The 24,155-nt window shown below is 64.7% G+C and carries 18 protein-coding genes, 1 tRNA gene and 2 pseudogenes; 10 read left to right on the top strand and 11 right to left on the bottom strand.

Annotation, left to right across the window (positions count from 1 at the left end; translation table 11 throughout):
• Positions 1-22: 22 nt before the first annotated feature.
• The gene (locus RQI28_RS11160; RefSeq protein WP_311222670.1) at positions 23-943 is read right to left on the bottom strand and encodes an HTH-type transcriptional regulator ArgP; all 921 of its coding nucleotides are present in this window, start codon (positions 941-943) and stop codon (positions 23-25) included.
• Between the two features lie 68 nt (positions 944-1,011).
• Between RQI28_RS11160 and RQI28_RS11155 the strand changes: the two genes are divergently transcribed.
• The 3 genes and pseudogenes from RQI28_RS11155 (at position 1,012) to RQI28_RS11145 (ending at position 2,965) form a co-directional block, all read left to right on the top strand.
• Positions 1,012-1,671 carry a LysE family transporter gene (locus RQI28_RS11155; protein WP_311222669.1) on the top strand — a complete coding sequence of 220 codons (660 nt, stop codon included), beginning with the start codon at positions 1,012-1,014 and terminating at the stop codon, positions 1,669-1,671.
• A 284-nt stretch (positions 1,672-1,955) separates the two neighbouring features.
• Entirely contained in the window at positions 1,956-2,186 is a 231-nt protein-coding gene (locus tag RQI28_RS11150; protein ID WP_311222668.1) for a nuclear transport factor 2 family protein, read from the top strand.
• A pseudogene (locus RQI28_RS11145) lies at positions 2,183-2,965 on the top strand (SDR family oxidoreductase). The gene RQI28_RS11150 and the pseudogene RQI28_RS11145 overlap by 4 nt, the downstream one beginning before the upstream one ends.
• A gap of 27 nt (positions 2,966-2,992) precedes the next feature.
• Here RQI28_RS11145 and RQI28_RS11140 read toward each other — a convergent pair.
• The 4 genes from RQI28_RS11140 to mfd form a co-directional block, all read right to left on the bottom strand.
• Positions 2,993-3,781: a MetQ/NlpA family ABC transporter substrate-binding protein gene (locus tag RQI28_RS11140; protein ID WP_311222667.1), complete on the bottom strand. Its 789-nt coding sequence runs from the start codon at positions 3,779-3,781 to the stop codon at positions 2,993-2,995.
• Between the two features lie 295 nt (positions 3,782-4,076).
• The gene (gene serB / locus RQI28_RS11135) at positions 4,077-4,790 is read right to left on the bottom strand and encodes a phosphoserine phosphatase SerB (RefSeq protein ID WP_311222666.1); all 714 of its coding nucleotides are present in this window, start codon (positions 4,788-4,790) and stop codon (positions 4,077-4,079) included.
• 123 nt (positions 4,791-4,913) lie between these two features.
• Positions 4,914-5,894, bottom strand: coding sequence for a tripartite tricarboxylate transporter substrate binding protein (locus tag RQI28_RS11130; protein ID WP_311222665.1), 981 nt, complete (start codon positions 5,892-5,894; stop codon positions 4,914-4,916).
• Between the two features lie 142 nt (positions 5,895-6,036).
• Positions 6,037-9,522: a transcription-repair coupling factor gene (gene mfd / locus RQI28_RS11125; RefSeq protein WP_311222664.1), complete on the bottom strand. Its 3,486-nt coding sequence runs from the start codon at positions 9,520-9,522 to the stop codon at positions 6,037-6,039.
• Positions 9,523-9,682: 160 nt separating this feature from the next.
• On the opposite strand from mfd, the gene ispD reads away from it, so the two are divergent.
• Entirely contained in the window at positions 9,683-10,525 is an 843-nt protein-coding gene (gene ispD, locus RQI28_RS11120) for a 2-C-methyl-D-erythritol 4-phosphate cytidylyltransferase (protein WP_311222663.1), read from the top strand.
• Between the two features lie 70 nt (positions 10,526-10,595).
• Positions 10,596-11,084: a 2-C-methyl-D-erythritol 2,4-cyclodiphosphate synthase gene (gene ispF / locus RQI28_RS11115; protein ID WP_311222662.1), complete on the top strand. Its 489-nt coding sequence runs from the start codon at positions 10,596-10,598 to the stop codon at positions 11,082-11,084.
• 27 nt (positions 11,085-11,111) lie between these two features.
• Here the strand turns inward: ispF and RQI28_RS11110 are convergent, their stop codons facing one another.
• Together RQI28_RS11110 and ompR are read right to left on the bottom strand one after the other, a co-directional pair.
• A complete protein-coding gene (locus tag RQI28_RS11110) occupies positions 11,112-12,608 on the bottom strand; it encodes an ATP-binding protein (RefSeq protein ID WP_311222661.1) in 1,497 nt (498 codons plus the stop codon).
• Positions 12,609-12,692: 84 nt separating this feature from the next.
• Positions 12,693-13,424, bottom strand: coding sequence for a two-component system response regulator OmpR (gene ompR / locus RQI28_RS11105; protein WP_311222660.1), 732 nt, complete (start codon positions 13,422-13,424; stop codon positions 12,693-12,695).
• A gap of 217 nt (positions 13,425-13,641) precedes the next feature.
• Here ompR and RQI28_RS11100 point away from each other — a divergent pair, with 217 nt between their 5' ends.
• Positions 13,642-14,355 (top strand): SIMPL domain-containing protein, encoded by a 714-nt coding sequence (locus RQI28_RS11100; protein ID WP_311222659.1) that lies wholly within the window; start codon positions 13,642-13,644, stop codon positions 14,353-14,355.
• Between the two features lie 131 nt (positions 14,356-14,486).
• Here RQI28_RS11100 and RQI28_RS11095 read toward each other — a convergent pair whose 3' ends face one another.
• Positions 14,487-15,269: a 3-hydroxybutyrate dehydrogenase gene (locus RQI28_RS11095; protein WP_311222658.1), complete on the bottom strand. Its 783-nt coding sequence runs from the start codon at positions 15,267-15,269 to the stop codon at positions 14,487-14,489.
• A gap of 68 nt (positions 15,270-15,337) precedes the next feature.
• On the opposite strand from RQI28_RS11095, the gene RQI28_RS11090 reads away from it, so the two are divergent.
• The 3 genes from RQI28_RS11090 (at position 15,338) to RQI28_RS11080 (ending at position 18,700) form a co-directional block, all read left to right on the top strand.
• A complete protein-coding gene (locus RQI28_RS11090) occupies positions 15,338-16,294 on the top strand; it encodes an alpha/beta hydrolase (RefSeq protein ID WP_311222657.1) in 957 nt (318 codons plus the stop codon).
• Positions 16,295-16,356: 62 nt separating this feature from the next.
• Complete coding sequence (locus RQI28_RS11085; RefSeq protein ID WP_311222878.1) at positions 16,357-18,540, top strand: bifunctional (p)ppGpp synthetase/guanosine-3',5'-bis(diphosphate) 3'-pyrophosphohydrolase; 2,184 nt, start codon at positions 16,357-16,359, stop codon at positions 18,538-18,540.
• Between the two features lie 83 nt (positions 18,541-18,623).
• Positions 18,624-18,700: transfer RNA gene (locus RQI28_RS11080), tRNA-Val, on the top strand.
• 524 nt (positions 18,701-19,224) lie between these two features.
• On the opposite strand, the gene RQI28_RS11075 is transcribed toward RQI28_RS11080, so the two are convergent.
• Both RQI28_RS11075 and RQI28_RS11070 read right to left on the bottom strand, forming a co-directional pair.
• On the bottom strand, positions 19,225-19,740 hold the full coding sequence (locus RQI28_RS11075) for a DUF4142 domain-containing protein (RefSeq protein WP_311222656.1): 516 nt from the start codon (positions 19,738-19,740) through the stop codon (positions 19,225-19,227).
• Between the two features lie 1,934 nt (positions 19,741-21,674).
• Positions 21,675-22,448: an OBAP family protein gene (locus tag RQI28_RS11070; protein WP_311222655.1), complete on the bottom strand. Its 774-nt coding sequence runs from the start codon at positions 22,446-22,448 to the stop codon at positions 21,675-21,677.
• A 391-nt stretch (positions 22,449-22,839) separates the two neighbouring features.
• Between RQI28_RS11070 and RQI28_RS11065 the strand changes: the two genes are divergently transcribed.
• A complete protein-coding gene (locus RQI28_RS11065) occupies positions 22,840-23,145 on the top strand; it encodes a hypothetical protein (RefSeq protein ID WP_311222654.1) in 306 nt (101 codons plus the stop codon).
• 85 nt (positions 23,146-23,230) lie between these two features.
• On the opposite strand, the pseudogene RQI28_RS11060 reads toward RQI28_RS11065, so the two are convergent.
• Positions 23,231-24,040, bottom strand: a pseudogene (locus RQI28_RS11060) (aldolase/citrate lyase family protein).
• Positions 24,041-24,155: the final 115 nt, after the last annotated feature.

The raw sequence follows: 24,155 nt of genomic DNA, 5'->3' as shown, positions 1-24,155 counted from the left end.
TAAGAGATAGCAAAGGGCGGCGTCAGGTGTCGCCCTGCAGCCAGCGGCGCGCCGCAGCCACGACGCAGCCAGTGAGCCGTTCCAGACCCGCCTGCGCACTGCGAGGGTGTGCCCAGTACATGGGCACGTCCATCGTCATACCGGGAGCGAAATCCACCAGAACGCCGTGGGCCAGTTGCGTTTCGATCAGCACGGTGGGGTGCATGCCCCAGCCCATGCCGTTTTCGCAGGCGCGCACGTAGGCGAAATTGCTCGGCAGGAAGTGGCGCGGCGGGTGCCTTCGCGATGTGGTCAGGCCGTGCATCTGCATCCATTGGTCCTGCAGCCGGTCTTTGCGGTCGAAGGCCATCAGGGGTGCGTTCGACAGCGCCTGGGCCAAGGCCTGAGGCGCAAGGCCGCCCGAGAAATGGCGTGCGACAAAACCGGGGCTGGCGGCGGCCACGTAGCGCATGGTGCCCAGCGGCCAGGTGTTGCAGCCGGCGATGGGCGTGCCAGTAGCGGTGACGGCGGCCAGCACCTCGCCTTCGCGCAGCCGTTGCGCGGTGTGCTCCTGATCGTCGATGCGGATGTCGAGCACTTCGTTGCCGCCAGCGGTGAAGGCGGTCATGGCGTCCATGAACCAGGTCGAGAGCGAGTCGGCGTTCACAGCCAGCTTCACGGCCGGTGCCGGCGCCTGCGTGTCGGGCATCAGGGCGGGGTTGGCGCGGCGCAATTCGTTTTCCAGCAGCGCCACCTGTTCCACATGCAGGCACAGGCGCCGGCCCGCGTCGGTGCCGGTGCAGGGTGTGCCGCGCAGTACCAGCACCTGGCCCACGCGCTCTTCCAGCTGCTTGACGCGCTGCGAGATAGCAGAGGGCGTGACGTGTAGCTTGTGAGCAGCGCGCTCGAAACTGCCTTCGCGCACCACGGCGGCCAAGGCCTCCAGTCCAGCATAGTCCAGCATTAGTTTTGCTTCACACAGGTTAGGGAGTTTAAGTTTACTTAAACCGCCGCCGTTTGGACAATGGCGCCATGTGGACTGTTGACCAATTTCCTTTTTCGGCCGCATCGGCATCGGCTTCGTGGCTTGCCGGTTTCACGGTGTGCCTCACGCTGATCGTCTCCATCGGCGCTCAGAACCTCTACGTGCTGCGCCAGGCAGTTCAGGGCCGCCATGTGCGCGCCTGTGTTGCCTGGTGCGTGGCGAGCGACGCTCTGCTGGTGGCGGTGGGTGTGGCGGGCATGGCGCAGCTGCTGGGCCGCTCACCAGCGCTGGCGTATTACCTGACGCTGGGCGGCGTAGTCTTCCTCGTCGGCTATGGCAGCCTGGCGTGGCACCGGGCTTTCTTTGCGCCGCAGGGCGGACTGGCCGTGACGGGGCGGGCCGAACGCGGCGTGCTGGGCGTGCTCGGGGCACTGGCGGTCATCACGCTGCTGAACCCGCACGTCTACCTGGATACCGTAGTGCTGATTGGCTCCATTGGTGCCCGGCAGGACGGCGGCCTGAAGTGGGTCTTCGTGGTGGGGGCCGCCTGCGCCAGCCTGCTGTGGTTCCTGCTGCTGGCCTTTGCGGGACGGCGGTTGCAGAACGTGTTCGCCCATCCGCTCGCCTGGCGGGTGCTGGACACGGTGACGGGCGCCACGATGTTCGCCCTGGCCTGGTGGGTGGCGCGCGGCCTGGCCGTGGATTGATGGCCCGGCCGGAACCCGGCGCGCAGGCATGCGGACTCCGCCGTCATCTCAAGGGGCCCGCAGCGCTTCGTCTCAGCCCGCCAGGGGCGCTGCTGCGGAGCCTTCCGCATTCGGGTGGCGATCCAGCAGGCTGTCGATGACAGCGGTCAGCGCGGGCGACGGGCCTTTTTTCTGAAGTTGTCACCATGACTGCATTGAGCCTGCCGCCTCCCATCGCGGCCTACTTCGCCGCCGATTCGGCCCATCCCGCAGCGGCCGCCTGCTGATTCGCACCCGATGGCAGCGTGACGGTCGAAGGCCGCACTCACACCGGTTGCGCGGCCATCGAAGCCTGGAAGGCCGGCGCCGTTGCCCGATATACCTACCGCACGGAGCCCTTCGCGCTGCACGAAGACAGCGGATGCCAGATCGTCGAGAGCCACGTGGCGGGCGACTTTCCCGGCAGCCCCGTCGATCTGCGCTACCGCTTTTGCCTGGACGGCGCGCTGATCGCTTCGCTGGAGATCACCGCATGACGTTCGATCTTCAGTTGGCGGGCCGGCGTGCGCTGGTCACGGGCGGCACCCAGGGCGTCGGGGCGGCGGTGGTGCAGGCGCTGCAGCAGGCGGGGGGTCGAGGCGATGGCCGCCGCTCGGTCGCTGCCCGAGCACCCGGCCGACGGGGTGGTGTACCTGACGGCCGACCTGACGACGCCCGAGGGCGCAGCGCAGGTGGCCGGCTCGGTGGCGTCCCGGTGGGGCCCGGTGGACATTCTGCTCAACGTGCTGGGTGGATCCAGCGCACCCGGCGGAGGCTTCGCCGCGCTGGACGATGCGCACTGGTTCAACGAACTGAACCTGAACCTCATGCCGGCGGTGCGGCTGGACCGTGCGCTCCTGCCAGCCATGCTGGCTGCGGGAGCGGGCGTGGCGGTGCACGTCAGTTCGATCCAGCGGCGGCTGCCACTGCCGCAGCCACCGCCGCCTACGCGGCGGCCAAGGCGGCGTTGTCCACCTACAGCAAGGCGCTGTCGAAGGAGGTGACGCCGCAGGGCATTCGCGTGGTGAGCGTGGCGCCCGGCTGGGTGTAGACCGATGCGGCGAAGGCGCTGATCGAAAGAATCGCGGCGCAGGCCGGCACGGACCCGGCCGGCGGCCGGCAAATCGTCATGCAGCAACTGGGCGGCATTCCGCTGGGCCGCCCTGCCACGCCGCAAGAGGTGGCCGATCTGATCGTGTTCCTGGCGTCACCACGGGCTGGCGCCATCTCGGGCTCCGAGCATGTGATCGACGGCGGGACGGTGCCGACGGTCTAGGTGGCCGGCCCGCGCCGGCCGCGGCCTTCAGAACGCCGGAACGATGGCGCCCTGGTACTTGTCCTGGATGAACTTCTTCACTTCGGGCGCGTGCAGGGCCTTCATTAGCTTCTGGATGCTCGGGTCATTGGCCCGATCCGCACGGGCGGCGATCAGGTTCGCGTACGGCGAGTCGGCACCTTCGATGAACAGGGCGTCCTTCGTCGGATTGAGCTTGGCCTCGATGGCGTAGTTGGTGTTGATCAGGGCCAGGTCGACGTCCTGCAGCGCGCGGGGCAGCAAGGCCGCTTCCAGTTCACGGAACTTGAGCTTCTTCGGGTTCTTGACGATGTCGAGCGGCGTGGCCGTGATGCTCGCCGGGTTTTTCAGCGCGATCAGCCCTTGTTTTTGCAGCAGGATCAGCGCGCGGCCGGCGTTGGACGGGTCGTTCGGAATGGCGATCACCGCGCCGTCCTTCAGTTCGGCCACGGCCTTCACCTTCCTGGAATAGGCGCCGAACGGCTCCACATGCACCTTGCCGTTCGGCACCGCGACGAGACTGCTCTTGCGGTCCTTGTTGTAGCTGTCGAGGTACGGCTGGTGCTGGAAGAAGTTGGCGTCGAGCTGCTTGTCTTCGACAGCGGCATTGGGCTGGATGTAGTCGCTGAATTCGCGCACTTGCAGATCCACGCCCTGGGCCTTGAGCTGCGGTTTGACGAAGTTCAGGATCTCGGCGTGGGGAACGGCCGACGCGGCAACCTTCAGCACGGCGTCGGCGGCGTGCGCGCCGAGAGCCAGAGTGGCGATTGCGAGGACGGAGAGCGCTTTCTTGAGCATGCGGATCACTTTCTGAGGCGGAACACGAAGACGGAGGGCGGCATGGGCGGTGGAGGATCGAACCTGCCGTTGGCCGTGCCGGAGCGGTCGTGAGTGTAAATCCCCAAAACGGTGCCTGCTCTCCTTTAGCTTCATAACGATATAAAAAGTGTGGTCGTTATGTGGCCCGCGCCTGCTTTCGGATTGGTGGTGAAATCGGGCTCCAGCGCTTGTACAACAAGCGCTGACAGCTATAAATTTAATAGCTGTCAGCTCTGCGCACCATACGGGCGCGGCCGCAGGGCTGGTGCTGTGTTCAGCGCAGCACTTCCAGCAGGCGGTCCAGCCCGCCGTCGTTGATGGCCACGTTGGCTTGCGCACGCACGGCCGGCTTGGCGTGGAAGGCCACCGACAGGCCCGCCGCACCCATCATGGGCAGGTCGTTGGCGCCATCGCCCACGGCAATGGCCTGCGACGGGTCTATGCCCATCAGCGACGTCACTTCCAGCAGAGTGCGGCGCTTTTCGGCGCCGTCGCAGATGTCGCCCCACGGCTGGTCCACCATGCGCCCGGTGAGCAGGCCGTTCTCCACCTCCAACTGGTTGGATCGGGCCAGGTCGATCCCCAGGCCCGCCTGCACGCGATCGGCGAAAAAGGTGAAGCCGCCCGACACCAGCAGCGTGGTCAGGCCCGCAGCCTTGGCGGCGGCGACCAGTTCATTGGCGCCGGGGTTGAAGCGCAGGCGCTCGGTGAACACCTGTTCCATGTGCTGCACCGTCACGCCCTTGAGCAGCGCCACGCGCTGGCGCAGGCTCTCCTTGTAGTCGGTGATCAGGCCCTGCATGGCCGCTTCGGTGATGGCTGCCACTTCGGCCTTGCGGCCTGCGGCGTCGGCGATCTCGTCCACGCATTCGATGTTGATCAGCGTGGAGTCCATGTCGAAGGCGATGAGCTTGTAGTGCGACAGCTGCTGCGGGGCGGTGATGCCCTGTACGAGAAGACCTGGGGCGAATTCGGTGGCGGCGCTCATGATGGAAAAGGGGCGTGAAAAGTGGTGGGAAGAATCGGCGTTCCAGCCGCTGCGCGGTAAGGCGAGGGCACGCCGCCGATTATCCCTGCCGCCGCCCGGGGACGCGCGGTCCCGCGGTCCCCGCTACTGCGGCACCAGCCCGGCTGCCTTCACCAGGTCGGCATGCAGTTTCATTTCCTGCGCAATGCTGTCCCTGAGCTGCTGGGACGTGCCGGGCGCTGCTTCCATGCCGCTCGCCTGCAGCTTGGCCAGCGTATCGCCGGCCAGGGCCGCATGGGCGGCGCGCTGCAGCCGGTCGATGACGGGCTGCGGGGTCTTGGCGGGGGCCAGCAGGCCGACCCAGGCCGACAGCTCCAGTGACTGCAAGCCGCTCTCGGCCATGGTGGGCACCTGTGGCAGCACGGGAGAGCGCTGCGGACTCATCAACGCCAGTGCGCGCAGCTTGCCCGCCTGGATGTGCGGCAGGGCCTCGGGCAGCACGGCGAACATCATGTCGACGTTGCCGGCCAGCGTGTCGTTGATGGCGGGCGCGCCGCCTTTGTAGGGCACGTGCAGCATGGTCGATTGGGTGCGCGTGCCGAACATCAACGCCGCCAGATGCTGCGGGCTGCCGTCGCCGGACGAGGCGTACGTAAGCTGCCCCGGTGCCGTCCTGGCTGCGGCCAGCACGGCAGCGACGTCGGGGAACTTCTGCCCATCCTTGACGACCAGCACCATGGGTTGGTTCACCAGCTTGGTGATGGGCACGAAGTCCGCTTGCGGGTCGTAGGGCAGGGTCTTGAAGATGCTTTTGTTGGTGGTGAGGAACGATGCTGGCGACACCATCAGCGTGTAGCCGTCAGGCGCTGCGCGCGCGACCAGCGGCGTGCCGATCTGCCCAGACGCGCCCGCCTTGTTGTCCACCACGAAGGGCTGGCCCAGCTCGGCGGCCATCTTGGTGCTGACCAGGCGGGCAATCATGTCGGCGCTGCCGCCGGCGGGCAGCGCCACGATCACTTTCACGGGCCGGTCGGGGTACGTGGGGGCCTGGGCCTGCGCCAGGTTGGCGCCCAGCAGGCTGCCCAGGCAACAGGTGAAGGCGCAAAGGGTGCGCAGAACAGGCATGGGAGGCTCCTTGAATCGCCCGCAGGCGGATCACAACGTCAAAGCAATTCTCGCACCTGTCCCAGCAAGTGCTATTGATTAAATAGCACTTCACGCTTGACCATCAAGCGCTAGAGCCCGATTTGGCTTGAAATCCGGCCGACTAGGCCGGCACGCCCTGCGCCAGCGGTTGGCCCAGGCTGCGCAGCACATCGCGCACCAGCTGCGCGCGGTCTTTCGCTTCGGGCAGCTCGCGTTCGATGCGCAGTTTCTCGTTGCCGGCCAGCTTGATGTGCTTGTTCTTCTGGATGAGTTGGATGATGGCCATCGGGTCCACCGGCGGCTGGGGCTTGAAGGTGATGGTGATGACGCCCGGTGCCGCGTCCACCTTCACCACACCATAGGGCTGGCTCAAGACACGCAGGCGGTGCACGTCGATGAGCGTCTGCGCCTGGGGCGGCAGCTTGCCGAATCGATCCACGATCTCTTCGAGCAGCGCGTCGATCTGGTCGGTGTGCTTCGCGGTGGCCAGCTTCTTGTAGAACGACAGGCGCAGGTGCACGTCACCGCAATAGTCGTTGGGCAGCAGGGCGGGGGCGTGCAGGTTGATATCGGTGGTGACCGACAGGGGGCTGAGCAGATCGGGCTCCTTGCCAGCTTTGAGCGATCGCACGGCTTCCGACAGCATCTCGTTGTAGAGCTGAAAGCCCACTTCCAGCATGTTGCCGCTCTGGTTCTCGCCCAGCACTTCGCCCGCGCCGCGGATCTCCAGGTCATGCATGGCCAGGTAGAAACCGCTGCCCAGCTCTTCCATCTGCTGGATGGCATCAAGCCGCTGCGCCGCGTGCTTGGTCAGGCCATCGACGTCCGGCACCATCAGATAGGCATACGCCTGGTGGTGGCTGCGGCCCACGCGCCCGCGCAACTGGTGCAGCTGCGCCAGGCCGAACTTGTCGGCGCGGCTCATCAGGATGGTGTTGGCCGTGGGCACGTCGATGCCGGTCTCGATGATGGTCGAGCACAAGAGGATGTTGTAGCGCTGCGCCACGAAGTCGCGCATCACGCGCTCCAACTCGCGCTCGGGCATCTGGCCGTGGGCCACGGCGATGCGGGCTTCGGGCAGGATCTCTTCCAGCTTCTGGCGCCGGTTCTCAATGGTCTCCACTTCGTTGTGCAGGAAGTAGCACTGCCCACCGCGCTTCAATTCACGCAGCACGGCCTCGCGGATCACACCCGTGCCTTCGTTACGCACAAAGGTCTTGATCGCCAGGCGGCGTTGGGGTGCGGTGGCAATCACGCTGAGGTCGCGCAGGCCTTCCAGCGCCATGCCCAGCGTGCGCGGGATGGGCGTGGCGGTGAGCGTGAGCACGTCCACCTCGGCGCGCAGGGCCTTCATCTGCTCCTTGTGGCGCACGCCAAAGCGGTGCTCTTCGTCGATGATGAGGAGCCCCAGGTTGTGGAACTTGGTCGATTCGCTGAGCAGCTTGTGCGTGCCGACCACGATATCCACCGTGCCGTCGCCGATGCCTTTGATGGCCGAGGTGATCTCCTTGCCCGAGCGAAAGCGCGACACCTCGGCCACCTTGACCGGCCACTTGCCGAAGCGGTCGACCAGCGTTTGAAAGTGCTGCTCGGCCAGCAGCGTGGTGGGTGCCAGAAACGCCACCTGCTTGCCGCCCGTGACAGCCACGAAAGCCGCGCGCAGGGCGACTTCGGTCTTGCCGAAGCCCACGTCGCCGCAGACCAGGCGGTCCATGGGGCGGGGCGAGATCATGTCCTGGATGACGGCGTGAATGGCGGCGTTCTGGTCGGCCGTTTCTTCAAAACCGAAGTCGTTGGCGAAGGTCTCGTAGTCCTGCGGGCTGTAGCGGAAGGCATGGCCTTCGCGTGCGGCACGGCGGGCGTAGATGTTCAGCAGCTCTGCGGCAGAGTCGCGCACCTGCTCGGCGGCCTTGCGCTTGGCCTTCTCCCACTGGCCGCTGCCCAGCTTGTGCAGCGGCGCCTCGTCGGCAGAAACGCCGGTGTAGCGGCTGATCAGCTGCAGCTGGCTGACGGGCACGTACAGCACGGCCTTGTCGGCGTATTCCAGGTGCAGGAATTCCTGCATCGCAGGCGTGCCGTCGGCGTCTTTTTGGCCCACGTCCATGTGGATCAGGCCCCGGTAGCGGCCGATGCCGTGCGCGCTGTGCACCACGGGGTCGCCCACGTTCAGCTCGGACAGGTCCTTGATCAGCGCTTCGACGTCGCTGACCTGTTCCTGCTTCTTGCGCCGTCGCGTGGTGGTGCCGGCCGCGAAGAGTTCGGTCTCGGTGACGAAGTCGATGCCTTCTTCGATCCACGCAAAACCCGTGTGCAGCGCGGCGGTGGCAATGCCCACCTTCTCTTCGCTCTGGCTCTGGAACTCGGCCAGCGAATCGAAGGCCGGTGGGCTCAGCTGCGAGGCGCGCAGAAAATCGAGCAGGCTCTCACGCCGTCCGGCGCTTTCGGCCAGCAGCAGCACCCGGTGCTGGGTGTTTCGGATGTGCGCGTGCAGCTTGGCCAGCGGGTCCTCGGCGCCGCGCACGACGGCCAATTCGCCCAGCTTCTGAAAGTGCGGGTTGTCGGCGATGTCTTCCACGCCCGGGCGCAGCGACAGCTGGGCGTGTGCGTTGGCGCGGGTATAGAACTGTTCAGTGCTCAGGAACAGCGCTTCGGGCGGCAACGCCGGGCGGTCCGGGTCGCCCTGCACCAACCGAAAGCGATCCTTCGTGTCTTGCCAGAACCGCTGGAAGGCGGGTTCGAGGTCGCCATGCATCACCACCGTGGCTTCCGCGCCCAGATAGTCGAACACCGTGGCGGTTTCTTCGAAGAAAAGCGGCAGGTAGTACTCGATGCCGGCGGTGGCCACGCCGTTGCCCATGTCCTTGTAGATGCGGCTCTTGGTCGGGTCGCCCTCCAGCAACTCGCGCCAGCGGCTGCGGAATTTGGCACGAGCGGCGTCGTCCATGGGAAATTCGCGGCCCGGCAGCAGGCGCACTTCGGGCACCGGGTACAGGCTGCGCTGCGTGTCCGGATCGAACGTGCGGATGGAATCGATCTCGTCGTCGAACAGGTCCACCCGGTACGGCACGGGCGAGCCCATGGGAAAGAGGTCGATCAACCCGCCCCGCACGGCATATTCGCCAGGGCTGACGACCTGCGACACATGGCTGTAGCCCGCCAGCGTGAGCTGCGCGCGGAACTTGCCCTCGTCGAGTTTTTGCTTGACCTTGAAGTGGAAGGTATAGCCCGCCAGAAAGGAGGGCGGCGCCAGCCGGTAGAGCGCGGTGGTGGCCGGCACCAGCACCACGTCGGCACCGGTGTCCTTGTCTTTCTGGCTGATGCGCCAGAGCGTGGCCAGGCGTTCGCTGATCAGGTCCTGGTGCGGCGAGAAGGTGTCGTAGGGCAGGGTTTCCCAGTCGGGAAACACGGCGCAGCGCAGGCCGGGCGCGAAGAACGCCATCTCGTCGATGAGACGCTGCGCATCGGTAGCGTCGGCGGTGACGATGGCCACCGTGCGGCGCTGCGCCTTTTCGCGCTCGCCCAGTCGGGCCAGCAGCAGGGCGTCGGCGCTGCCCACGGGGCGGGGCAGCGTGAATCTTTTTCCGGGGGAGAGTTTGGGCAGGTCCATGCGGGGCGGGGGTCTCGACGCCGGGCCACGCCGGAGCGCGAGAGTGCGCGTGCGGGCGGCGCCGGTCATCGCAAGATTCTAGGGGGCCAGAGATGAAGGAGCATATGTGTGCGATGTGACCGGTCTGCAATGGCGCGGCGGCTCTTAAAATCCGCCACCCATGACCATCGACACCTTGCTCACCCCGACTTCACCCGCTCCTCTGGGCGCTACGGGGCGCTTTTGGGCGATCGTGCCTTGTGCAGGGGTCGGCGCGCGGGCGATTGCCACCGCCTTGCAGGCCGCGGGCGGGCCGGTTCCCAAGCAATACCAGCCGGTCGCGGGTCACCCGATGGTCATGCACACCCTGGCGGCCTTCGCTGGCGTAAGCCGGCTTTTGGGCACGCTGGTGGCGGTGGCGCCGGGCGATACATTCTTCGACAGCCATGCCCAAGCGCTGTCCACTTTCTTTGTACTGCCCTGCGGCGGCGCGACGCGGGCCGACACGGTGCGTGGCGGACTGCATGCCTTGCGCGAACGGGGCGCAGGTGATGACGACTGGGTGCTGGTGCACGACGCCGCCCGCTGCCTGGTCACCACGGCGCAGATCGACACCTTGATCGACGCCTGTGCGGGCGACGCGGTGGGCGGGCTGCTGGCGCACAAGCTGGCCGACACGCTGAAGACCGCCACCGAGGGGCTGGGCGGCGTGCGCGTGGCCTCCACGGTGGACCGCAGCGACAAATGGCTGGCGCAGACGCCGCAGATGTTCCGGCTGGGCCCTTTGCTGCAGGCGCTGGAACACGTGGGCGCGCAGGCCACCGACGAAGCCAGCGCCATGGAGGCCATGGGCCTGCACCCGCGCCTGGTGCCCGGCAGTGCGCAGAATTTCAAGGTGACCTATCCGGATGACTTCGCGCTGGCCGCCGCCGTGCTGGCCCAGCGCATGCATGGCGCGACGCTGGAGCGCTTCGGCGGCCATCGCGGCGAGGTATCGGCCACGCCGGCGCGCACCATTTTCTAATTGGCATCGGGCGCAAGGCCTCGCTTGGGGCCGCACCATCCCGTCGACCACACACAGGACTAGAGAGCACATGAATCTGCGAATTGGAGAAGGTTGGGACGTGCACGCGCTGGTGCCCGGGCGCAAGCTCATCATTGGCGGCGTGGAGATTCCGCACACCATGGGCCTGCTGGGCCATTCCGACGCCGACGTGCTGCTGCACGCCATCACCGACGCGTTGCTGGGCGCTGCGGCGCTGGGCGACATCGGCAGCCACTTTCCGGATACTGACCCCGAATTCAAGGGAGCCGATTCGGTGGCGCTGCTGGTGGAGGCCGCCCGTCGCGTGCGCGCGCGTGGCTACGAGATCGGCAACATCGACAGCACCGTGATCGCCCAGGCGCCGCGGCTGGCGCCGCACATTCCGAGCATGCGCGCGCGCATCAGCGCCGCGCTGGGGCTGGAAGAAGACCAGGTGAACGTGAAGGCCAAGACGGCCGAGCGGCTGGGCCCGGTGGGGCAGGGGCTGGCCATCGAAGCGCGGGCTGCCACGCTGCTGTCGCGCCGGCCTGCAGGCTGAGAGAACCCAGGCGGGCTCTCTGCGCCTTCAGGTCAGCTTACCTGGCTCGGTATCGCGCGGTGGCAGGTGGCGCTTGATCTGCGGGCGCTGCAAGCGTTGCTTGGGGTCCTTGCCGTCAGGCACCTCGGCTTTTTGCAGCTGGATGTGTGCGACCAGCCCGCCCGAAGCGGAATTGGCCAACGCGAAGATGCCGCCCATGCGCTGCACCGTCTTGTCGACGATGGACAGGCCCAGCCCGGCGCCCGCTGCCGCTGTGCGCGCGGTGTCGCCTCGGAAGAACGGCTTGGTCAGGCTGGCCAGCTGTTCGGGCGGCACGCCGCTGCCATGGTCGCGCATCTTGATCAGCACCCACTTGTCGCGGCCCTTGGCCGCGATGTCCACCGTGGTGGTGCCCGTGTCTGCCGCCTTGCCGTAGCGCCGAGCGTTTTCCAGCAGGTTGGAGATCACGCGGGCCAGCTCCACCTCGTCTGCCAACACGTTCAAGTCTTCCGGCACGTTCATGGTGATCTGCAGCTCGCGATGGTCTTGCACGGCATACACGCAGGACGACACCACGCCGTGCAGGTTCACGGGCGTCAGGGTCACATGCTCGGGGCGGGCGTAATCGAGGAATTTGTCGATGGTGGCGTCGAGCTGAACGATGTCGGCCACCATGTGTTCGCGCGCCACGTCGTCGTTCACGCTCATCTCGGTTTCCAGCCGGAGCCGGGCCAGCGGCGTGCGCAGGTCGTGCGAAATGCCGGCCAGCATCACAGCGCGGTCTTGCTCGAGCTTGGCGAGCTTTTGCGCCATCCGGTTGAAGCCGATGTTCACCTCGCGGATCTCGCTGGTGACCACTTCCTCATCGAGCTGGCTGGCCGCGAAGTCGCCGTCGCGCACGCGGTTGGCGGCATACGACAGCTGCTTGAGCGGCCGGTTGATCAGCCGTGCAATGGCCGCGGCGCCCGCCAGCGACAAGGCGCCTGCGGTGATGAGCCAGATCAGCCAGGTCTTGCCGCCGGCTGCGCTCAGGCGCGATCGATCCATCAGCAGCCAGTTGGGGTCGCCGTTGATGGTGAAGCCCACCCACAGACCGCTTTCGCCATTCACGTTGCTGGCCACGATGGTGCCGGGCCCCAAGCGCAGCGTCAGCTCTTCGGTCAGGCGCGCGCCCAAGGCGGTCGGGTCCAGCAGTTCGAATTTGTCTCCAGGCTCGCGAGGGAGGATTCGCACGCCTTCCTGGTCGGCCATGGTCTTGATGAGCGAGACGCGGGCAATGGCGTCCGCATGCACCAGCGCGGCACGGCTCAGGTTGACGAGCGATGCAATCTGCTGGGCCGTCTGCAGGGTACGCGGCTCGAATTCGAGCGCGCGCAATGTCTGCAACCACGCCAGGATGCTGCCGACCAACAGCAACGCAAGCAGAAAGAAGGTGCGCCAGAAAAGATTCAAGCCCACGCGACCGCGGGGCGCCCGCTGGATGGAGGGACTCTCCAGCGGTGCGGGGCTGGTGGCATCGGGAGATGCTTCGTAGGGGGCGCTCATGTCATGCAGATGAAGGGGCGGGTGCTGCGCGCTCCGCTGTCATGGCCAGCGGTGAGCACATGCGCGCTTCGCACACCTTGGTTTTTAGTTGGTTCCGTCCGGCACGAACACGTATCCCACGCCCCACACGGTCTGGATATAGCGTGGCGCCGCTGCATCGACTTCCACCAGCTTGCGAAGGCGGGACACCTGGACATCCAGGCTGCGGTCGAACGGCTCGAACTCACGGCCACGCGCCAGCAGGGCCAGCTTTTCACGCGACAGCGGCTGCCGTGGGTGGCGCACCAGTGCTTTGAGCATGGCGAATTCGCCCGTGGTCAGCGGCAGCTCTTCGCCGTTGCGTTGCAGCGCCCGCGTGCCCAAGTCGAACGTGAAGGGCCCGAAGGTGACCATCTCGTTTTCGCCCGACGGGGCGCCTGGCGCTTCTTGCGGTGGCCGGCGGCGCAGCACGGCGTGGATGCGCGCCAGCAATTCGCGGGGGTTGAACGGCTTGCCCAGGTAGTCGTCGGCACCCACTTCGAGGCCGACGATGCGGTCGACGTCTTCGCCCTTGGCGGTCAGCATGATGATGGGCGTGCGGTCGTTTGCGGCACGCAGGCGGCGGCAAATGGACAAGCCATCTTCGCCCGGCATCATCAAGTCGAGCACGATCAGGTCTACCGTTTCACGCAGCAAGATGCGGTTCAGCGCCTTGCCGTCTTCGGCCACCATTACCTCGAAGCCCTCCTGCGTCAGGTAGCGTCGCAGCAGGTCGCGGATGCGGGCATCGTCGTCCACCACGAGAACTTTGTCGGTACGGTTGGTTGTTGAGGCCATTTCTTTCCCACGTCCTATTTGTAACAGAGCCGATTCTGACCACGTTGCGGCCGTAAGTTCGGCTTTTTGCCCACGGTTTGACCAACTGTTACAAGTCTTGCCCTATCGTGCATCGGCACCGCAGAACGTTCACGGAGGTGAGGTGCAAACACCGTTAAGGTGTTCTGCACGGGTTCGGGTGGAGCCCAGGAAACTTCAAGAAAGCGAAAGAAGAGCCATGAGAAATACTCCCAAATGGATAGCTGCCAGCGCTTTGCTGGCTTGTGCTGGCGTCGCGTTTGCGCAAAACGCGGGACCGGTGCCACAGAATGTGCTGCAGCTGTCGGCCACAGGCACCGTAGAGGTGCAGCAGGATGTGCTGGTCGTGACTTTGGGCACCACCAAGGAGGGCGCGGACGCGGCCACCGTGCAGACACAGCTCAAGCAGGCTATTGATTCGGCATTGACAGAAGCCAAGCGCAACGCTCAGCCCCAGCAGCTGGATGTGCGCACCGGTAGCTTTGGCCTGTTTCCCCGCTATGGCAAGGACGGCAAGATCACGGCGTGGCAGGGCCGTGCGGAGCTGGTGCTGGAAGGGCGTGATTTCACGCGTATCACCACCACGGCCGGGCGTATTCAGACGCTGGCCATCACGCAGGTGGCCTTCGACCTGTCGCGCGAGGCGCGTGCCAAGGTGGAAGGCGAGGCGCAAACCCGCGCGATCGACGAGTTCAAGAATCGCGCGACCGAGCTGGCGCGAGGCTTCGGTTTCAGCGGCTACACCCTGCGGGAAGTCGCTGTGAACAGCAATGAAATGATGCCCGGGCCTCGTCCGCGCATGATGGCAATGGAAGCCAAGGCCGCGTCGATGAGCGCCGATGCGCCCGTGCCGGTGGAAGCCGGCAAGGCGCAAGTGGTGGTGAACGTATCGGGGTCCGTGCAACTACGCTGATGGAGCAAGCCGGGGCTGCGGCCCCTGGCCATCGAATATGCGGATTCGAGGTGTTTTTGGGCTCTAGCGCTTGATGGATAAGCGTGATGCGCTATCGAAATAGAAGCAAAACCGCCGACACTTGCGGCGCTTTACTGTGCAGCCCAGCCCCCGTCCATGTTCCAGGCCACGCCGCGTACGTTGCCCGCTGCAGGTGAGCAAAAGAACACGGCAAGTTCTCCCAACTCGTCCGGCGTGGTGAACTGCATCGAGGGCTCTTTCTCGCCCAGAAGAAGCTTTTTCGCCTCCTCGTTCGATATGCCATGTTCGGCCGCTTTGGCGTCGACCTGCTTTTGAACCAGCGGCGTCAGCACCCAGCCCGGGCAGATCGCATTGCAGGTCACGCCCGTGGTGGCGTTTTCCAGGGCCGTCACTTTCGTCAGTCCCACCAGCCCGTGCTTGGCCGCCACATACGCCGACTTCTGCGCCGAGCCCACCAGGCCGTGTACCGATGCAACGTTGATGATCCGGCCCCACTGAGCGGCGCGCATCGCCGGCAGGGCCAGCCGCGATGTGTGGAAAGCGCTTGTCAGGTTGATGGCGATGATGGCGTCCCATTTGTCCACTGGGAAGTCCTGCACGCTGGCGACATGCTGGATGCCGGCGTTGTTCACCAGGATGTCGACGCGGCCGAACTGGCTCGCGCTGTACTTCATCATGTCCTCGATGTCTGCGGCCCGGCCCATGTCGGCACCGTGGTAGGCCACGCGCGCGCCTGCGGCCTCTGCGGCAGCCAGCACCTCGGCGCGAGGCCCGTCCACATCGCCAAATCCGTTCAGCACCACGTTGGCGCCTTGCCGCGCCAGAGCTTTGGCGACACCCAGCCCGATGCCGCTGGTGGAGCCGGTAACAAGGGCGGTCTTGCCTTGGAGCATGTGCGTCTCTTTCGGATGAATTACGATGGCCGCCAGCATATCAAGCACCTGCGACCTCCGCTGTTTTCATGACCGAACCTTCGCTGAACCACGTCCATTGCCCCGGGTTGTCTGCCGTGGTTGCCGACTCCCAGCCCACTGTCCCGAACGCAGGTCACCGGATGGCGTACTGGGAGTGGAACGGCACGGGAGATGCGCAGCATCCGCATGTGGTGGTCTGCGTGCATGGCCTGTCCAGGCAGGGGCGTGATTTCGATGTGCTGGCCCAACGGTTGAGTCAACACGCCCGAGTGGTCTGTCCCGATGTGGTGGGCCGCGGCCACAGTGACTGGCTGGCCGACCCCGCCGGCTACCAGGTGCCCGTGTACGCGAGTGACATGCTGGCGCTGCTGGCGCATGTCCATGCCCAGGGCCCCATCAGCACGCTGGATTGGGTAGGCACCAGCATGGGCGGACTCATCGGCATGGCCGTGTGTGGGCAACCCGGGTTGCCGCTGCCCGCCGCCGTTCGACGCCTCGTGCTCAACGACGTCGGACCGGTGATCGAGTGGGATGCCCTTCGCCGTATCGGTGCCTACCTCGGCCAGCCGGTGCGCTTCGATTCGGAACAGCAAGCGGCGGACGCGCTCTGGTCGATTTCGAGCAGCTTTGGCCCCCACACGCCCCAGCAGTGGCTGGCGCTGACGCGCGCCATGCTGCGGCCCGCCGGACAGGGCGGTTTCACCCTGCACTATGACCCGGCGATCGCATTGCCGTTTCGGGCGGTGACCGAGGAGGGCGCGCACGCAGGACAGGCGCAGCTATGGCAGCTTTATGACCAGATCACCGCGCAGGTCCTGCTTTTGCGGGGCGCCGAGTCCGATTTGTTGTCGCGCGCTACGGCCGCCGCCATGGCCCAGCGCGGCCCGCGCTCTGAGCTGGTCGAATTTGCTGGCGTGGGCCATGCGCCGACGCTGGTGGCCGAACATCAGGTGGACGCCGTCGCGCGATTCCTGGGCTTGCCAACGCACGGAGCGCGCGAATGAAGAGCAGCGCCGTGGGGCAGGCACTGCCGGGCACGTTGCACGCAGGCTATCGGGCGGAAGGGATGCCGCAACTGATCGCCGCGACCGCGCAGGCGTTACCCGAACAAGCGGACGCGCTCGCCCGTGCGCGCATTTTTGCCGAGCCGCTGCTGACGGGCGAAACGCTGGAAACCGGCGAGAACACCCTGGCACACGCGGATGCCGTAGCCGCCATCTTGAAAGGCATCGGGGGCTCGGAGGCCATGCAGGCGGCAAGCTATCTGGTGCACGCCTCATCGCATCTGAACAAGCCGGAAGAAGTCATCAGCAAAGCGTTCGGCGAACATTTCGCTGCTTTGGCAGTGGAGACCACTAAGCTCATGCGCGTGCAGCAACATGCCCGCGAGGCGCAGCTGTCGGGCGTGCAGGTGGACGACCCCGCCACGCAGACCGAGAACGTGCGCAAGATGCTGCTCGCGTTCTCACGCGATCTGCGCGTGGTGATGCTGAGGCTGGCGTCGCGCCTGCAGACCTTGCGTTTCTACGCTGCATCGAAGCGGCCGGTGTCGCCCGGGATCGCGCGCGAAGCGCTGCAGGTGTTCGCGCCGCTCGCCAACCGGCTGGGCATCTGGCAGATGAAGTGGGAACTGGAAGACCTCTCGTTCCGATTTCTGGAGCCCGAAACCTACAAGCAGGTCGCGAAGCTGCTGGACGAAAAGCGGGCCGAACGCGAGCTGTATATGGAGCAGTTGCGAGGCCGGGTCGAGTCCGAACTGCGCGCGCGCAGCATCAGCGCCAGCGTGCAGGGGCGCCCCAAGCACATCTACAGCATCGTCAAGAAGATGCGTGGCAAGGCGCTCGACTTTGATCATGTATTCGACATTCGTGCGTTGCGCGTGGTGGTGCCGTCGGTAAAGGACTGCTACGCCGCCTTGTCATGGGTGCACCAGCAGTTCCGGCCCATTGAGGCTGAATTCGACGACTACATCGCGCGCCCCAAGCCCAATGGCTACCAGTCGCTCCACACGGTGGTACGCGACGACGCCGGCAAGCCGATCGAGATTCAAATCCGCACCCAGGCGATGCACGACCATGCTGAGCACGGCGTGGCAGCCCACTGGGCCTACAAGGAAGCAGGGACGAAGGGCTACGTGGGGGTGTCAGCCAGCGGCGAATACGACGCCAAGATCGCCGTGCTGCGGCAGCTGCTGGCGTGGGAGCGCGATCTGGCGGGCTCGGCCCGGCACAGCGGGCTGTTCGAAGACCGCATTTATGTGCTCACGCCCGACGCAGCCGTGGTCGAGTTGCCGCAAGGGGCCACGCCCGTCGACTTCGCCTACACGGTGCATACGAGCGTGGGCCACAGGTGCCGGGGTGCTCGCGTGGACGGTGCCATGGTGCCGTTGAACACGCCGCTGCAGAATGGCCAAACGGTGGAGATCACGACCGTCAAAGAGGGGCGCCCCTCGCGCGACTGGCTGAATTCAGAGCTGGGCTATCTCACCAGCCATCGCGCGAAGGCGAAAGTGCGTGCGTGGTTCAACGCACAGGCCACCCATGAAACGGTGGCGCGTGGGCGGGAAGCGGTCGAAAAGCTGCTGCAGCGCGAAGGCCGCACGGCCATGAAGCTGGACGACCTGGCCGTGCAACTGGGTTTCAAGACGGCTGATGCGTTGTTCGAAGTGGTGGGCAAGGACGAGTTTTCGCTGCGCACCATCGAAATCCTGTTGCGCCCGCCGGCGCCCGTGGCACAACCCGACGATCATTTGCCGATCAGGAAGGCTAGAGCGCCAGATGCCAGTGGCAAGGGCGGTGTGCTGGTCGTGGGTATCGACTCGCTGATGACCCAACTGGCTAAATGCTGCAAACCTGCGCCGCCTGACGCCATTCGAGGCTTTGTGACCCGTGGCAAAGGCGTCAGCGTGCACCGGGCCGACTGCAGCAACTTTCGCGAACTGGCTGCACGCACTGCAGAGCGCGTGATCGAGGTCGAGTGGGGTGCCCCGAAGTCGGCCGCGACTGCGGCCACAGCGGCGGTATACCCCGTGGACGTCGCGGTGGAGGCGTCTGATCGCCAGGGCCTGTTACGTGACATCTCGGAAGTTTTTGCACGCGAGAAAACCAATGTGATTGGCGTGCAGACCCAGTCGGTCAAGGGCACGGCCTGGATGACGTTCACCGTGGAGGTGTCGGATTCGGGTCGGCTGAGCAAGGTACTGGGCATCGTCGCCATGGTGCAGGGCGTGCGAGCGGCCCGTCGGCGATGAGGCACTTCTGCTCAGATTTGCCATGATGTGGTTTGACAGCAGGGCAGTTTTTTACTGCTACAATTGCGGTCTCGAATAAACACAGGCGCGTAGCTCAGCTGGTTAGAGCACCACCTTGACATGGTGGGGGTCGTTGGTTCGAGTCCAATCGCGCCTACCAAGTTTCCTTCTGAAGTCAACCAGGCTTCAGAGTTTTACGGGAAATCTTGGGGAACTTAGAAGTTCTTTTTTTCAGACAAAGCCGCTCTTGCAGAGCGGCTTTCTCGTTGGGGCTTCTGCAAGATGCGAATTTGCAGACCGCGTGTTCTCGCAACTACGCTTCCTATGCATGCAATGTCCGGGCACTTGAGCGCGCCTGCTGTGCCTACGTCTCACCGCTTCTGAACGGTCACTTTGTCCTCCGTGCTTGCATGCTGCGGCGTCGAGCGATCTGGTGAAGTGATTTTGCCTATCGCTGCCAAGTGCTCTTGTGGGCTGGGGCCCACGTTCGGTCCGTCTGGCCACGCAGTTGGGTTGGCCGATTCTGTTGCGGTATCGGGCATAGCGACTCCAGCGGGGCCATGGGTAGGACTGGATTTTTGGTCGATCATCGTAGTCTTTCAAAGTGTCGGAACAGTGACGCCGGCAGCGCATTACCGTTCGGTTGTTGCCCGGCCGTTCGCCGGTCATAGCCGGCGTCCTTTCTCAACGCTGCTGCTTCTGGGATTTTTTCAGGCCATCTGCGTGTTCCTTGTGGGCCTTGAGTGTGGGAAGCGTCTTGGCGGCGAATGCTTTCAGTTCGGCGTCATCCGCGTTCTTGCTGGCCTTCTCGAAAAGCGCGATATCGGCTTTGTGGTCGTCCTGGCCCACTTGATCGATGAAGTTCTTGTCGAAATCCTTGGCGGTTGAAACCTTCTCTAATTTCTTTTGCTTGTCGGCAGGCAGCCCGGTAGGCAGGGTTGCGCCCTTGCGGGTGGCGATGGCCTTCAGTTCCTCGTTTGCGGCGCTGTGGTCTTTCACCAGCATCTCTCCGTACGACTTGATGGCTTCGGAAGTGCCTTTGGACTGTGCAAGCTTGCCGGCCTCGACCTCATACATGCCGCCAGCCGCCGCCTTGGTGACGAATTCCTGGTCTTTCTTGGAAACGTCGGCATGCGCTACGACGGCTAGACCTATCAATGCCGCTGCGATGAAGTGGGATGTCTTCATGAGATTCTCCAAAGTGAAAACTGCAGCGTCGGTCCCGAGTCTCAGTGCCGCTGTGAGACTGATCTCCAGAGGTGTGAGAGGCGATTCCTACACCCCCGGTGATGCAGTCTTGTGCGCTGCAAGGTGCTGACCCGGCGTTGCGGCAGTGCCCGACTTCGCGGGTTCCGGACGTGTCCCATACTTGACGTTTTTTTTAAGGAGCAGGGCATGGAGTCCAAAATCGTGATGAGTGCGGTGGCTTGGGTGGTGGTCGTGACCGCTGCACCCGCCCTGGCGCAAGGTGTCAACACGCCGGCGCAGGTGCAGGGCCTTCGTCCTTCGCAACCAGCGGTGTGGCCAAGCTCTGCCGATGGGCCCGGCGAGTCTGCTGCCGTGAAGACACCTGCCCAAACCCCCACGCCAGCGCCAGCGCTCAGCCCATCTCAGACAGCGCCAGGCCCTTCTGCCGCGACGCCTGCGCAGACGCGGACCCTGAGCGCGCAGACCCCGGCACAAACCCGGCCGGCTGGTGCATCGCAAACGCCCGCACAGACCCGTTCGCTGCTCGAAGCGCAGACCCCCGCGCAAACGATCGAGACCGCGCCGTCACAAACCCCAGCAGAGACGCCAGTGCCGCTCCTGCGGTGATAGGCGGCGAATCAATCGGTATTTGGCCTGCAGTGGAAGCCCCCGCTGTCTTACGCCGGCATGGAATGCCGGGCTGGAGGTTTGTCTGACCCAACTTTCAAGGAGATGCGCTGTGGATACCACCAAAGATCGAGAAACAGGCCGTCCTGACATGCCGGCCTATACGCGCCGTGCACCGCCAGGCCAGGATCGTCGCAGAGCCGCATGGATCATCGTTGCCGTTGTCGCCGCAGCCGTCTTGATGGGAGGGGTGATGGGTGTGTTCACGGCGGATGAGGACCCATATGTGCCAGAGAGCCGCGCGGCGACCGGTGCACAGGCGCCCGCCATTCCAGTGCCTCCTGCCCCAGGTGACCGGGCAAACTAACGCCTGTAAGTTGCACGACCAAATGGGGCACGCGTTGTTCATGCGCCCGGCCTCCCGCTTCGATCAGGGGTGTGCTCGACAGGAGCATTCCTACACATCCCGGACAGGCGGACCCACATAAGCAGGCCGTCGAGGGTCATAACTATTGAGTTCTCAACCCAAGGAGATTTCACATGATCGATCGTCGTTTGGTAGTAGCGTTGTGCGCGTCTAGCGCTTTGTTGTGTGTTCCAGCCATCGGGCAGACCGGCGGAGGTACAGGCGCTGCCGGCGGGTCGGGCAGCAGTGCCACCGGCGGCAGTTCAGGTAGCGGATCAGGAGGCAGTTCGGGCGGGATGACCGGCTCGGGCGGCTCATCGACCCGAACCGGTGACTCAATGTCGGGCCAGGGAGGCAGTTCTGGAACGAGCGGCTCTGGCACTTCCAGTGGTGCTAGCGACGCTTCCGGCTCGGGCTCGTCGCAAGGCGGGTCGATGGGGACAGCGCCAAGCTCGTCCACCGGGAGCGGCTCCAACCGTGATAAAGCCAGTGGATCCCACGGTGGCAAGCGCCCACAGTCGAGCGGTGCAGGCAGCAGCGGAAGCGGGACCAGCAGCAGCGGCGGCGGCACCGGCAGCAACACGAACGGAAGCAACACCGGCAATGGTGGTAGCAGCGGTTCCGGGAGCTCCGGCGCGGGCGGAGCGGGTAGCCGATAGGAGCAGGCTGGGTCGATAGGTCGGTACCGCTCCCGTGGGCGGCGTGGCCCCTCACGCTTGTGATCGCTGTGCAGCGGTGTAGGAGGTGCTGAAAAGCGCTTCCCGCCGCTTTTCCACGTGGGCCAATGAAGGAGGCCATATCGCCTTCGCAATGTTGATCCAGGCGCAGTTGCGAGCGGAAACAGCAATGGCTTTGCGAGGATGAACGCCTGAGTGCGGCGGTTGAGTGGGGTGCGATGTTTCCAATGTGGAGTTCACTCTTGTCGCTTGCTGGCACCGTGGTCTGCATGCGCTTCCGTAGGGTCCGCAATCTGGTAGGCGGGGCCGTGTTGCCAGGCATCGGCTCCTCGCGCAATGGGTGGGGCAGGAATGTCTTCGCGGCTGCGGCGTTTGGCTGCGCTATCGATGCCCATTCGTTGATCCCGCTGTGCCACCATGTCAGCTCGGCTCTGGCCCTCAGCCGTGAACCCCATCATCAACTGCGGCACGCCCAGCGGCAGCGGTTTGTTCTGGTCGGTGTGCCATGTGTGCCAAGTCTTTCCGTACGTCCCAACCAATTTTTTCATCAGAGCATGTTCCGCTATCTCGGGAATGCCCGGGGCGACCAACTGGCCTGATTTCACTTCATGCACATGGCTGTGCCACAGCGCCTTTTCTGATTCCGGCAGGGTCTCGAACAGCGCGCCGCTGATGATGTATTCGACCCCCATCAACTTCGCGTCCTTCAAGTTGCCGTCGTAGATCACGCATTGGATGACCTCCTCGTTGAGGATCGTGCAGTAGTGATGCGCTTCCATCTGCGCGTCCGGACGGCCGCTGTAGAAGTGAAATCCGTCCAGGTAGGCGTTGATGGCGTCTATCGGCGGCTTGCCTTGCAGAGCTGCCGCTCCAGCCTCCAGAACCTGGGTGCCCGGACTGGGTGCTTTGCCCGGCGCTTGCACTGCACTGGTCGTATTTCTGTCGCCACAGCCCACCAGCATCAGAACTGCGGCAGCGCAATACAAACGGACGGCGACGGGTGGACGCATGGGAGGCCTTTCTGCTAGTGGGGCAACGGAGGGACGGTGGGCGTGCCGAACCCCTTCCACCCGTTTCCACGCCTCTAACGCGCTTTTTCAGAGGCGCCGCGACCCTGCGAACCACAAAAAAAGAAACCCGTCGCGGAGGACGGGTCAACTTGCTGATTCGCAAGAGAGGGAGGTGTCGAGGGGTATCGACGAGATGAAGTTTCTAGGTCTCAAATGTGACGGCGGCGTAGGACAACTGCGCAATACCCCGTCATTTCCCCCTCATTTCGCCAGAGGCTGGCGCTAAACCCGTATCGCGGTGTCGAAGTGATGGGGCGGTGTCTGACAGGCTCCGGAAGATGTGCCGGGTAACTTACTCCACATCAAGACACAGATGTATCAGGAGGCCACCATGCAACATATCGCTGCAGCTTTGAGTTCAGATTATTCCGCCGGCGTCGGCGCCAGCGGCGATGGTGAAGGGATGGGCGATGTCCGGGTATTTTGGATCGCGGCGGCGGTCGCGGTACTGGCGGTCGTCGCGGTAGTGGCATTCAAGTTGAACGGTCAGGATGTTCGAACCACTTTGTTTGGCAATGCACCGGCGTGGATACAGCAGATGGTGCAGCCAGCGGGATTGGCGGGCATCGATACCGCAACGTCGGGTGGTGATATGGCGGTTCTGGCCCAACCTGTAGGTGCACAAACCACTCGCTGAGCGCGTTGAAACCCTTGGCCGTTTAGACGCCGGCTATGGGCCGTGGAATTCGCGCCAGCGGAATGGCATGTAGATCTCCCGGCGCTCAATACGCAGCGCCTGCGGCTTTGCCAGACACTTCCACTGCACTGGCCCCCGGAAACTGCGAACGCAGGCGTCGCGCGGCATGTGCGAAGAGCGGCACATCCACCCCTACCGCGACAAAGGTACATCCCAGGTCCAGATAGCGTTGAGCCAGCACGGGGTCCGAGGTCAGTGCTCCCGCGCGGCCTTGCCGCTGGCGATGATGGTCTTCATCGCCTGTTCGATGGCGGCCTGTACGGCAGGATGACCCGGGCGCCCTCGGTGACCCATCGATGCGGCCAAGTCCTCCGGGCCGATGAACACGCCATGCACACCATCCACTTGGCATATCTCGGGCAGATGGCTTAACGCCTCCACAGTCTCTGCCTGGACCAGTACGCAAACCTCTTCGTCAGCGATATCCAGATAGTCCTGCCGGGCGCTCCAGCGTGAAGCTCTGCCTACCGCGCTACCGACGCCGCGAATGCCCAGCGGGGCACACCGCGTTGCTGCCACGATGTGCCTAGCCTGCTCGGGCGTTCCACCATCGGCACCAGCAAGGTTTGACGCCGATGTCAAGCATTTGCTTGATGAGAGCGGTATCGCCGTGCACGACACGTACCACGGGGTGTGCAGCATGCGCGGCTACCGTTTGCAGGGTGGCCAGCGTGGTCCGAAGATCGTTGGGCGCATGCTCTCCATCGACGAGCACCCAGTCGAATCCGGCGGTCGCCGACACCTCTGCCAGGTAAGGGTCAGCCATTGAAAGCCATAGGCCCACTTGGGGTTGGCATGCAGCGATGGCCTGTTTGAAAGGGTTGTTTGCGGGCATTCGGTGTTTCTCCTTCGTTGTTCAGTCCAACCCACCTTGGCACAAATACTGGGTGTGCAGGTAATCCGCCAGCCCATGGGTCGATCCCTCGCGCCCATAGCCCGACTCCTTCACC

It is taken from the genome of Acidovorax sp. WCS2018Noco2-16 (genome assembly GCF_031843945.1).
GTDB lineage: Bacteria > Pseudomonadota > Gammaproteobacteria > Burkholderiales > Burkholderiaceae_C > Paracidovorax.
This window is presented reverse-complemented; position numbering and strand designations above follow the sequence as displayed.

Coding starts and splice junctions, on each gene's coding strand:
- RQI28_RS11100 (WP_311222659.1), top strand. CDS start 13,642: ATGAGAAATACTCCCAAATGGATAGCTGCCAGCGCTTTGCTGGCTTGT.
- RQI28_RS11160 (WP_311222670.1), bottom strand. CDS start 943: ATGCTGGACTATGCTGGACTGGAGGCCTTGGCCGCCGTGGTGCGCGAA.
- RQI28_RS11065 (WP_311222654.1), top strand. CDS start 22,840: ATGCAACATATCGCTGCAGCTTTGAGTTCAGATTATTCCGCCGGCGTC.
- RQI28_RS11070 (WP_311222655.1), bottom strand. CDS start 22,448: ATGCGTCCACCCGTCGCCGTCCGTTTGTATTGCGCTGCCGCAGTTCTG.
- ompR (WP_311222660.1), bottom strand. CDS start 13,424: ATGGCCTCAACAACCAACCGTACCGACAAAGTTCTCGTGGTGGACGAC.
- ispF (WP_311222662.1), top strand. CDS start 10,596: ATGAATCTGCGAATTGGAGAAGGTTGGGACGTGCACGCGCTGGTGCCC.
- ispD (WP_311222663.1), top strand. CDS start 9,683: ATGACCATCGACACCTTGCTCACCCCGACTTCACCCGCTCCTCTGGGC.
- RQI28_RS11110 (WP_311222661.1), bottom strand. CDS start 12,608: ATGAGCGCCCCCTACGAAGCATCTCCCGATGCCACCAGCCCCGCACCG.
- mfd (WP_311222664.1), bottom strand. CDS start 9,522: ATGGACCTGCCCAAACTCTCCCCCGGAAAAAGATTCACGCTGCCCCGC.
- RQI28_RS11085 (WP_311222878.1), top strand. CDS start 16,357: ATGCCGCAACTGATCGCCGCGACCGCGCAGGCGTTACCCGAACAAGCG.
- RQI28_RS11155 (WP_311222669.1), top strand. CDS start 1,012: ATGTGGACTGTTGACCAATTTCCTTTTTCGGCCGCATCGGCATCGGCT.
- RQI28_RS11090 (WP_311222657.1), top strand. CDS start 15,338: ATGACCGAACCTTCGCTGAACCACGTCCATTGCCCCGGGTTGTCTGCC.
- RQI28_RS11140 (WP_311222667.1), bottom strand. CDS start 3,781: ATGCTCAAGAAAGCGCTCTCCGTCCTCGCAATCGCCACTCTGGCTCTC.
- RQI28_RS11095 (WP_311222658.1), bottom strand. CDS start 15,269: ATGCTCCAAGGCAAGACCGCCCTTGTTACCGGCTCCACCAGCGGCATC.
- serB (WP_311222666.1), bottom strand. CDS start 4,790: ATGAGCGCCGCCACCGAATTCGCCCCAGGTCTTCTCGTACAGGGCATC.
- RQI28_RS11130 (WP_311222665.1), bottom strand. CDS start 5,894: ATGCCTGTTCTGCGCACCCTTTGCGCCTTCACCTGTTGCCTGGGCAGC.